The sequence below is a fragment of the Pseudoalteromonas sp. SR43-2 genome (genome assembly GCF_014163885.1).
GTDB classification, from domain to species: Bacteria; Pseudomonadota; Gammaproteobacteria; order Enterobacterales; family Alteromonadaceae; genus Pseudoalteromonas; species Pseudoalteromonas distincta.
In genome coordinates, this window is record NZ_JACJED010000030.1 from 22726 (window position 1) to 32183 (window position 9458).

General features: G+C 36.2%; 9 protein-coding genes. All 9 read right to left on the minus strand.

Features of this window, described 5'->3' with window-relative positions; genetic code table 11:
• Nucleotides 1-3: 3 nt before the first annotated feature.
• Nucleotides 4-696 carry a FlgO family outer membrane protein gene (locus H5120_RS19090; RefSeq protein ID WP_182675781.1) on the minus strand — a complete coding sequence of 231 codons (693 nt, stop codon included), beginning with the start codon at nucleotides 694-696 and terminating at the stop codon, nucleotides 4-6.
• A 13-nt stretch (nucleotides 697-709) separates the two neighbouring features.
• Nucleotides 710-1303, minus strand: a complete 594-nt coding sequence (locus tag H5120_RS19095) for a FlgO family outer membrane protein (protein WP_007583140.1) — start codon at nucleotides 1301-1303, stop codon at nucleotides 710-712.
• A 48-nt stretch (nucleotides 1304-1351) separates the two neighbouring features.
• On the minus strand, nucleotides 1352-2086 hold the full coding sequence (locus H5120_RS19100) for an SPOR domain-containing protein (protein ID WP_182675782.1): 735 nt from the start codon (nucleotides 2084-2086) through the stop codon (nucleotides 1352-1354).
• 18 nt (nucleotides 2087-2104) lie between these two features.
• Nucleotides 2105-5107, minus strand: coding sequence for a hypothetical protein (locus H5120_RS19105; RefSeq protein ID WP_182675783.1), 3003 nt, complete (start codon nucleotides 5105-5107; stop codon nucleotides 2105-2107).
• Nucleotides 5108-5121: 14 nt separating this feature from the next.
• Nucleotides 5122-5964: a molecular chaperone gene (locus tag H5120_RS19110; protein ID WP_182675784.1), complete on the minus strand. Its 843-nt coding sequence runs from the start codon at nucleotides 5962-5964 to the stop codon at nucleotides 5122-5124.
• A 26-nt stretch (nucleotides 5965-5990) separates the two neighbouring features.
• A complete protein-coding gene (locus H5120_RS19115) occupies nucleotides 5991-6440 on the minus strand; it encodes a hypothetical protein (RefSeq protein ID WP_024598737.1) in 450 nt (149 codons plus the stop codon).
• Between the two features lie 24 nt (nucleotides 6441-6464).
• Nucleotides 6465-7094 carry a DUF4402 domain-containing protein gene (locus H5120_RS19120; RefSeq protein WP_182675785.1) on the minus strand — a complete coding sequence of 210 codons (630 nt, stop codon included), beginning with the start codon at nucleotides 7092-7094 and terminating at the stop codon, nucleotides 6465-6467.
• Nucleotides 7095-7222: 128 nt separating this feature from the next.
• Nucleotides 7223-7828, minus strand: coding sequence for an SPOR domain-containing protein (locus H5120_RS19125; protein ID WP_259397855.1), 606 nt, complete (start codon nucleotides 7826-7828; stop codon nucleotides 7223-7225).
• Between the two features lie 63 nt (nucleotides 7829-7891).
• Nucleotides 7892-8575: an SPOR domain-containing protein gene (locus H5120_RS19130; protein WP_182675786.1), complete on the minus strand. Its 684-nt coding sequence runs from the start codon at nucleotides 8573-8575 to the stop codon at nucleotides 7892-7894.
• Nucleotides 8576-9458: the final 883 nt, after the last annotated feature.

Consider the following 9458-nt stretch of genomic DNA (forward strand, 5'->3'; position numbering starts at 1 on the left):
ATCTCACTTGCTTGCTTGTTTTAACATTATGCCATCAGTGCGATAACTACTATTAAGCGCATCAACAACCGACTGTGGAATAAACCCTTGTGCAGAACCTACTACGGCCTTACTTTCTAGCCCAACAATACGTGCATTAACAAGTACACCACCTTGATGGTTTACTAGCGTACCGGCAAGTACATATTTAAAGTTTTGATCTTGATTTAGCTCTAAATAGTCGCGACTAAATACAAAGTCGCCTGTTGAGGTAACACGCATATAATCAGTTGTTTTAAAATCAATAACGGGTACACCAAAACTGTGTAATTCATGCATGAAGCTTTCTGCAATTTGGTTCCCTAGTAAGCTACCATCGTTGTAGTCTTCATCTAAAAAAACAAAACTCGAAACAGCTAACGGTGTTTGTTCACTTACGTACTGTAAGTTTTCAACCATGTCTTGCATTATACCACGCACATAATGGTTAATATTTTTGCGCATTGACGGTGTTGCTTTTGTGTAGTTATCTTGTGGAGCCATTCCTGACTGAAATAAGTTATCGTCAGAAACAGGCGCTGCAACGTCGCGTTGGTTACTCACCAGTTGGTTGCTTTGCTCACTTTGTGGTGTTGTGGTGTCTGTATTCATTGTGCCTAGTATTTGAGAGCAACCAAAGCCCAGTGGTAAGCATAATGTAATTAATAGGTTTTTCATTTTGTGCTCCAAATTAGTATTCGCTTCGGTATAAAAGTCCGTCACGCTGCTGAATTTTCTCATTGCCCCACATTACATTAATTGGGATCTCGGTACTTCCCGCAGAGAGCACCTGTTTATTTTCTATATTCACAAGCCTTGCATTAACTATGTATGCATGCTGCTGGCGAGTCACTGTGCCGGTGATAACTAAGTCAATATTTTGGCGATTACGTAATTTACTTAAATCGCGACTTAAAATACTGTCTGAGTTTTCTGATAAAGAGAGGTTATTCCCAAGTCTGTACTCAACGGTGTGATAACCTAGTTGAGTAAATTGTGTAAGCAAACTTTCTTGGATCTGCTGACTTAAGCCTGAGGCCTGCCCTGTCACTAATTTTGTATCTAGTGCATCTGCATAAAAGAAGCTACTAACGCCAACACGTGCATTAGCATTTAATGCTCCGTTTAGGTGGTTAAGTTGCGACGTTAAATTAACTACATAGTCATTAACTGTAAAAGGAGCCATGGCCGCTTTAGGTGCATCTGTAGGCACACTTGGTTCTGGCGGTGGCACCAAGTTACAAGCAGCTAAATTTAAAAATAATAAAGGCAGTAAAAGGCGCATAATTGCCATCCTCATTAAAACATAATTAAGACGAAGCAATTATTATGCCTAATTATTTAATGGCGCTTGCGTGTAATGGCTTACTACACAATTAATCTCTCGTTTTTTAAGATTATCACAACCCACTTTTGCATTAGCTTGGGTTTCATAAGCGCCCAGCTTTAAACGATAAAAGGTCACACCACCAATGTCGACGTTCTCTATATTGGCGATAAATGGTCCCTGAAATAGCTCTGGACTTTTGTTTTTTATTTCATTTAAGCTTTGCTTTAAGCGCGTTTTATCTGTAACAGCTGCAACTTGTAGTGCATACCGTGCTGTCGAAGGTATATATTCAGCTTTATCGCTGCTGGCTGGTGTTCTTTTTTTTACCTTATTGGTTTCATCAACTTCAGTTTTTAATACTGGTTTTTCTGCTTGTGCTATTACTGAAGACGATAGCATTTGGGGTGTTTTTTCTATTTTTTTTAGCGGACTAACTATTGGTGTTTTCTCTGCCTCATTTGAGTTGGATTCTTCCTTTACCACTGCATTAAGTTGGCTTATTAATAACCTTAAATCTTCTTCTATTATTAACAACCGCTCAACTCCTTCTTTTGCAGACTGCCATTGCTGAGAAGAAGCTTTTAACTGCGCCAATTCGTCTGCAGAAACTCGTGTATCTTTTTGATTTATCGCTGCTAGTTCGCTTGGTTTTGTTGTACTACTACAACCCGATAAAACAATCATTACGAGAGAGGTCATAGCTACTAAATTGTGTTTAGATAAACTAATGAGATACATGGTTAAACCTTGTTAGTATTAGTGGCTGATAAGTTGCGCTTGAATTTTACAGTTTAGTCCTTTAGCAGTTAATTTATTGCATACCTGCTCAAGTTTTTCTTGCTCTGAATCAGCATAAGCAACTGCTAAAGTATAACGATTTTTTTCGTTATCTTTGATATAAAACGCATCACGCCTTGATTGTTCATCCAAATGACGCTTTATCAATTGGTAATACGCTTTCATAATTGACAACGATGAAAAATCACCTGCATTAGCAATATACGCTGGCGTTTGTGCTTTTTCTTTAAGTTCAAAGTCTACGCCCATCACCACCTCGCCTTGCGCTGGTAAATTTACAGTTACTTTTTGTGTGTTTTTTAAAGATTTTCGCTCTTTAAACTCATCATCTATTACGGCCTTATATTGGCCTGGCCTTAAATCTGTAAATAAGTAGTAGCCATCGTAAGCAGCTTGTGTTTGCGCCACTTGTTTATCTTGTTTATCGAGTAATTTAATCGTGGCGAACGGCTGCACCTCACTGGTACCTTGTTCACCTTGTTTATAAACAGTACCCTCAACCTCACTACTATGATTGAGCGGCACTTCCATATATTCAACAAAACCTGCACGGGGGGTAATAGAAAAACCATCGTTGGCGGCAACTAAAAAAGGCTCGCTAATACTGTCAGAATCAATCACTATGTCGGTGGTTAAATTAGCCGGCATTCCAGATAATAAAGCCATACCGTTTTCATCTGTTATTGCTCTTCGGTAGTTCTGTAAACCTTTAACTTTTACTCCTTCGAGATTTCTTTCACCCTTGTCATAAATACCATTATTATTTTCATCAATATACACATGAACCAGTAACGAGCCATTATTAACCAAGCTGCGCTTATTAATATAATAATCATTATTATTACTATCATAACCTAAACTAAAGCGGCTAAATAAGCCAACTTTCCACTCATCTTTAGAGTTGTAGTCAATACTGCTATATAAAGTTAAAGAATCTGTATACCAATTTAATCCTAATTCAGCTGACTTCAGTCCAGAGGTTAATTGTTTTTTCAATTTTAACTCACCATCTAAAAAGTTGAAAAAGTAACGATTTAATTGAACTTCATAATCAGTTATTTCGCTATCAGGGTCTATTAAATAACCTAAACTAAAGCGAGTACCTAGTGATCCAAAACGTTTTTGTAATATACTTCGACCAAAAAAAGTGTCATCTGTGTCATTACTAAAATGACTGAATTGAAGGTTGTTATTTATACTAAAGCCAGCTAGTGAATAATTTAGAATATTACCAAATGTGTACGAATTATTTCCTTCATCGACTTCGTTGCTATAAAAACTATTTTGGTAATTGATACTGCCAAAAGAGTTACGCATTAAACTCCCTGACATATTAAATGAGATTGATTGGTTATCACTTAAGTGGTTTGGATAAACGGAGCTGTTTGTTAATCTTGAATATTTTGTAACTCCAAATCGTAATGACTGCTCATTATATTCAGTTCGAAGTGACAACCCTAAATCTGTTTCACTTTCGCTATTTCTGTTATAGCTAAAATTTATCAAATACTTATTTAACAAACTAAGGTTACTGCCAAATGTGTAAGAATCTAACTCTTCATCAGGCCTATCAACATCAAACAATTTAGTCCCCCCAGTATAAATAGATAAATAATCAGTCACTCCCTGCTCATAACGTCCAGACAACAACCAGCCACTATCATTATTTACATTTTCTTCTAATAATTTGTCACTCTGCTGAGTAAGTGATAATTCATAATAAACATCTTCCTTGTTCAGACTATTGCCATCAATAATAAACTCTTCTAATTTTCGCTCAATCTGCCCTTGTGGACCGTAAAAAATCAGCTCAAATGTATTAGCACCAAATAATAGCTCGACATCCTCAAAGTAATATCGTCCATCAGCTAGGCTTAGCTGTTGATCAATCAGAATATTATTTCTGTATAGTTCTACATCCCAGCCAGCAGAAATTGCACCACTAAGCGTTATTAAGTCGCCATTTATTTCTTTGTTTAATGGTTTGTTGCCAACTTTAAGGCCCCGAGAATAAGAGCTACTCGGTCCTCCGGCGACTCTTACTGGTAATATATCCCCAAACTCAATATTACTAATATTAAACAGGTTTTCACCTTCAATTTGCCGTAAAAAACTTAATCGTGAGTCACTCAATAAATCACTACTTTGCCCAGCAAGATAATATTCAGTACTTATATAAGCTAAATCTTGAGCACCTAAAACGGAGTAGGAAAAATTATTTTGCGCATTACTTGCTGTCAAACTCAATTGAATATCAGCAACAGGGTTTGAAAGCATCTTGTAGGGGCTGGCTTTCCATGGAAGGGTTGGATTAGTTTTGTTGCTGTTAGAAAAAAACGAACGTTGTTCGCGAAGAATTTTTTGTTCAATAGGTAGAGTGGTGCTAGGGTTTAGGTCTAGCTTTAATGCACCAAAGTCTAATTTTATGCCAGTCCCAAACCAATTATTTAACTGCTCTGTTAAAATAAAAACATCTCCATTATCAATATAATAATCAGTTGGCTTAATTGAATATGTATTATTTTTAACTCTCACAACTTGAGAACTAACATCCAGTTCAAACTGATTTTCTTCGCTAATGAACCACCCTTTAGCTTGTTTAATTTCATTATTAACCTCAATCGCAAAATCCAGCTGTTCAATAAAACCACTTAGCTCAATCCATGCGCTATTAGGGCTTTTTATAGCGATAATTTCGCCTAAATATAAATCATCTAATCTCGCCGATAACACTAATAGTTCACCTGCGGGTATACCGACTAAAGGTTCATCGGCTTTATTATTTTTACTAATCTGTAAGTTTTTATTACTTAAATCAAAACTTTTAGATGACTCATATAAAGCCCATTTTTTTTCTATATTAAGTAAAATGTCGTCTACATTAATTTGCTTTTTACTATCTTTAGCGCACGTAGGAAGTGTCATTATAAGTAAAAGAGTAAAAAGTAAATATATACGCATTTTTATAACCAATATTAATTAGTTATAGCAGTGACAGAACCACTTTCATCAATAGAAAAAACCTCATTAAAAAAAGTATGTTTGCTATATTTATTTAACCCTTTATATATAACTCTAAGAGTACCTGGGGGGGTTAGCATGTCAGGCTCTAATAAAGACATACTTAAACTTTTTGTATTTAACTCAGGGTAGATACTGAAGTCGTTAAGTATTGAAACCTTTTTTTCTTTTTCATCTGATTTAGCTTTGAAATACGCTTCCAGTTTACCAAATGAACTATACTTACCATTTCTTGCCATAGTAAACTCAATAGAATCGACTTTACCTGATTTAGTTTTCGCAAGCTTTAATTCTTCTATATGTACATTTGGGGAAGCCAATTTCCCCTGTCGTAAAATAACAGGAATAGAATAACTTAAGATAAAATTAACATTAACACCTACTCCTTCGCTTTCTTTTACCTTACTATCACTGGGTAAAGCTTTGAATAGAAGGTGAGAGCGATATTCATTAATAGCCAGATCTTTAGGTTTACGCAATGCAAGCTTTACAATTTGGCGTTCGCCTGGAGCCAACCTCACTTGTGAGGGGCTCATTCGTATCATATTACTTAACGATTTTGGGTTTTCAGCAACCGCCTTTAAGGTTTTGTACCCACCCGACTGTTTAGCTTGTTTTTCTTGCCACTCTAATCGGTAAGTTTTATAGTCATCGCTGCTATTAATAAGTATTATCTTAGCGACTCGCTGACGATCGTCAAATTCAATCCTAGTTGGAGATATAAGTAGATTTGCGTAGGTTGAGAAACTAAAAAAAATTTGTAGAAGTAAAATTACGATGACAAAATGTCGCTTCATTAGTAAAGTCCTTTACTATTAAATAATTAATATTCTATTGTTATTTGAATTATTGATTTAAACTGTTCATCGAAATAATCACTGTTATTACCTGATGTGCTAATTAGGCCTCCAATATGAACCTCTGCAGTTCCTAACCCATTGGTTACTATGTCATTTCTATATAATAGCTTATTAAGAATAAACGAGCTGCCACCACTAGTGCTTGTAAGTGGCATATCGTTAACGGTGTCAGAAATTATAAGCTGTACCCTAGGCGGAAAGTTTTCAATTAATACTTCAGCCACCTCGCCACCTTCAATTATATGAATGTCATTGGTACTTGAACTACGCCCGTTAGGCAATAGCTCAAGTGTACTTACACGCTCGTTTTTGGCAACAACCACGGTTCCAAAATTAAGCTGCTGGAAAATAGTCACTTGGGATACAGCACTAAATGAAGAAAATATAATCAATAAACATGAGTATTTTAACATTATTCCCTAATCCCAACTATTCTCTTATTGGTATTCAACAGTTACAGCAACATCCCCTGTGTATGAAACATCGCCATACTCTGTAAATACTGTTTTATCTGTAGTTAATGTTGCTCCAACACTAAATGTTGCCGTACCATCAATATCTGTCGTTACAGTACTAGTCGAGCCATCAATGGCTCCTGTATCTGCGGTATTACTGCCCGCAACTACATAATATGTAAAATCAGATAACGTAAAGCCCGGCCCGCCAGGTGCAGAATCTTGCGTAGTCATATCTACATCAGTAACACTTTGGATCAGTATATCTGTAAAATTTGAAGCACCTGAAATTGTAAAAGTCGCTGGTGCGAAATCCGTTGAATCTAAAACACTAATTTCAGCATCTGTATTTGTAGTTCCAGCTGTTGCTATATAAGTTGGGTTACTCCCCGCTAATGCAGGAAGTACTACTGAAGCAAAATCTGCAGCATCTCCACCATTAGTTACTCGAACAATACCAAAGTTCATTGGATCCCCAACTTCAAAGTCAAATGAATTTTGTACTTGTACAGATGCAACTGCATTCGCTGTTTCTGCGATTACTGCTGAAGAGGTTAAAGAAAGTGCAGTGATAGATGCAGCCAAAGCTACTTTAGTAAAAAGATTGTTCATAATTTGTCCCTTAAATATATTTAATTAACCCTTAGTCAGGTTACATTAAGTATCGGCAGAGTCCATGAAATATTTAGAAAAAATATATTTTTTATTAAATATTCAAAACAAGTAAACTGTTTTTGTATTTAGCCTTCTTTAAAAGTGGTCAATTTACACTTATTTCCTAGCCTGAAAAAAAACATGCACAACTGTGCAGCTTGCTTTTGAGTTTGAACGGGCCCAGCTACCAGATTATAGAGCGTAACTGAATTTTTAGTTTGCGCATTTATTTGATATTGCAAAATTGCACTTAATTGTGGATATTGCTGCTGTAGACGCTGCACTTGTGCTTCAGCTCTTTTAGAATTCATATACCTAGCAATTTGAACACCGTAACTTATTTTTTTCGCATCGATAATACTTTTGCTTTCTATGGATTCTGTTGCTATGTGGGCAATGTTTTCACTTCCGTACTTTATATACTTAACATCATCTTTAAGTGGCTCTGGCACTGAATCAATATCGGTTTGTGCGGAAAGAGCTTGAATTAACATTAACAAGTCTTCTTCAATATCACTTAAACGATTTATTTTTTCTTTACTGCTGTCCCATTGTTCAAGATAAGGCTTTATCTCTTGCATACGGACCATATCATCTAACTGATTAGTGTCAGCATTTTGACTGCTACACCCCATAAGGCTAAGAGCTAATCCCACGTATAAAATAAAATGTTTCAACTGATTAAAAACCATTTAGCACTATGTAAAAATAACAATGCAAAAAACAAGCCAAAAAAGATCTTATAATCCAATATTTTAAAGTTTAACCGGCTTATCAGTGTAGTTACTTACTATGCAATCGAGTTTGTACAGTTTGAATACGTCACAGTCTGCTTTTGCATTTTTAAAGTTTTGGTAAGAGCCAAGCTTTAGCCTGTAAAACATTTTGTCGTTTATTTTGGCGGTTTCTATGTTAGTCAATATTTTATCTCTAAACAACGGTGCTGCTTTAGTATTTAGCTCTTGCCATGCTTTAGCCACACCTTGCTCTGAGTCAACCGAAGCTACCTGTAAAGCAAATACATGTTTAGGTTTATTTAATTTTACAGTTTGTTTTTTATTACTGTAATTTTGTTTAACTTGTTGGCGTGATTTAACATTACGTGTGTTTCGTGGTGAGCGTACAGACTTGCTGCTATACCCTTGATTAGACTGCGCAATAGCTTTGCTGTTTATAATATCAATATGATTTACGAGGTAAGTTATTTCTTTTTCTAATCTTAAAATTCGCTCTATACCTTCACGAGCTTGTTGCCACTGCATTGCGGCATCTTTTAGCTGTGCAAGTTCAAGGGCTGTAATTGATACGTAGTCAGGCGAGTTACTTTGAGGTTGTTCGTCAATGGTTTTTATTTCAGGCGTAACGCTGCATGCTGTGCCAAATAAAAGCATTAGCAAGCTAAGTAAAAGCCCAATGTTATTTTTTTTATATATAAACATGTATTTGCTGTCCTGAAAGCAGTGTTTTCACTACATTTCAGTTAAACATTCTCACAAGAAAGCGTTTAACTTTATTTAAGCTGTGAGCTATAAAACTTAGCTCTTCGCATGCTTGTCAGTGTTTTGTAAAACACAACGTTGCATACTCCCACCCTTCCTTGAGAGCATTATTTAATACAAATTCAATGCCAGTTAACACAAACTTTACAACATAAATAACAATATGTCTGTAATGACTTAAAAACTTTTATTTTAGAGCTACTCCTTTCCTTATTTTATTCTAGGGCCTGTTGACCTTTCAGGATTAAAATTTGTTCAATCTAGGGGCCATTTAATCGCGGCGTGAGGTTTGTAACCTAGTGGGCTCGATAACTGCTCCTGCGTTATTCTACTGACTTACATCCCTGTAAGAATAAGTAAAAACCGAGTAAAGCTTCCGCGTCCTGCTCACGCCCCTTACCTACATCCATGTAGGCAACAAAAAGTAAATTGCCCCGAGGCAGAACCTTTCGGGCAGCGCATGTTTGGCATCTATGCTACGTTATCGCCTATTTATGGGGAATAACCACACTACATAGGCTCTGCCTTGCCTAAATACCAAACAGCCTGCTGCAAATTTAGCCTCGAAAGATAAACAGGCCTGATAAAACTCATAAAAAAGGCGCCGATATAGGCTAATGCCGATCAGTTAAGAAAATGACCGCTTGACCGATCCAAACGATCATGCAAAATCCGTAGTTAGGAAACTAACTACGGATTTTTTTGTGAATATAGAACAAGCACTGCAAGCAACACTTGAAGAAAGCAGCCGATACCATACCTTTGAAAAATTATCAGAAATTCTTGACCCTGAAATCATTGAACAAGGTTTTCAACAAGCAGG

Excerpts from the sequence above, each read along its gene's own strand:
- H5120_RS19115 (WP_024598737.1), bottom strand. The coding sequence starts at position 6,440 with ATGTTAAAATACTCATGTTTATTGATTATATTTTCTTCATTTAGTGCT.
- H5120_RS19125 (WP_259397855.1), bottom strand. The coding sequence starts at position 7,828 with ATGGTTTTTAATCAGTTGAAACATTTTATTTTATACGTGGGATTAGCT.
- H5120_RS19100 (WP_182675782.1), bottom strand. The coding sequence starts at position 2,086 with ATGTATCTCATTAGTTTATCTAAACACAATTTAGTAGCTATGACCTCT.
- H5120_RS19120 (WP_182675785.1), bottom strand. The coding sequence starts at position 7,094 with ATGAACAATCTTTTTACTAAAGTAGCTTTGGCTGCATCTATCACTGCA.
- H5120_RS19105 (WP_182675783.1), bottom strand. The coding sequence starts at position 5,107 with ATGCGTATATATTTACTTTTTACTCTTTTACTTATAATGACACTTCCT.
- H5120_RS19095 (WP_007583140.1), bottom strand. The coding sequence starts at position 1,303 with ATGCGCCTTTTACTGCCTTTATTATTTTTAAATTTAGCTGCTTGTAAC.
- H5120_RS19130 (WP_182675786.1), bottom strand. The coding sequence starts at position 8,575 with ATGTTTATATATAAAAAAAATAACATTGGGCTTTTACTTAGCTTGCTA.
- H5120_RS19110 (WP_182675784.1), bottom strand. The coding sequence starts at position 5,964 with ATGAAGCGACATTTTGTCATCGTAATTTTACTTCTACAAATTTTTTTT.
- H5120_RS19090 (WP_182675781.1), bottom strand. The coding sequence starts at position 696 with ATGAAAAACCTATTAATTACATTATGCTTACCACTGGGCTTTGGTTGC.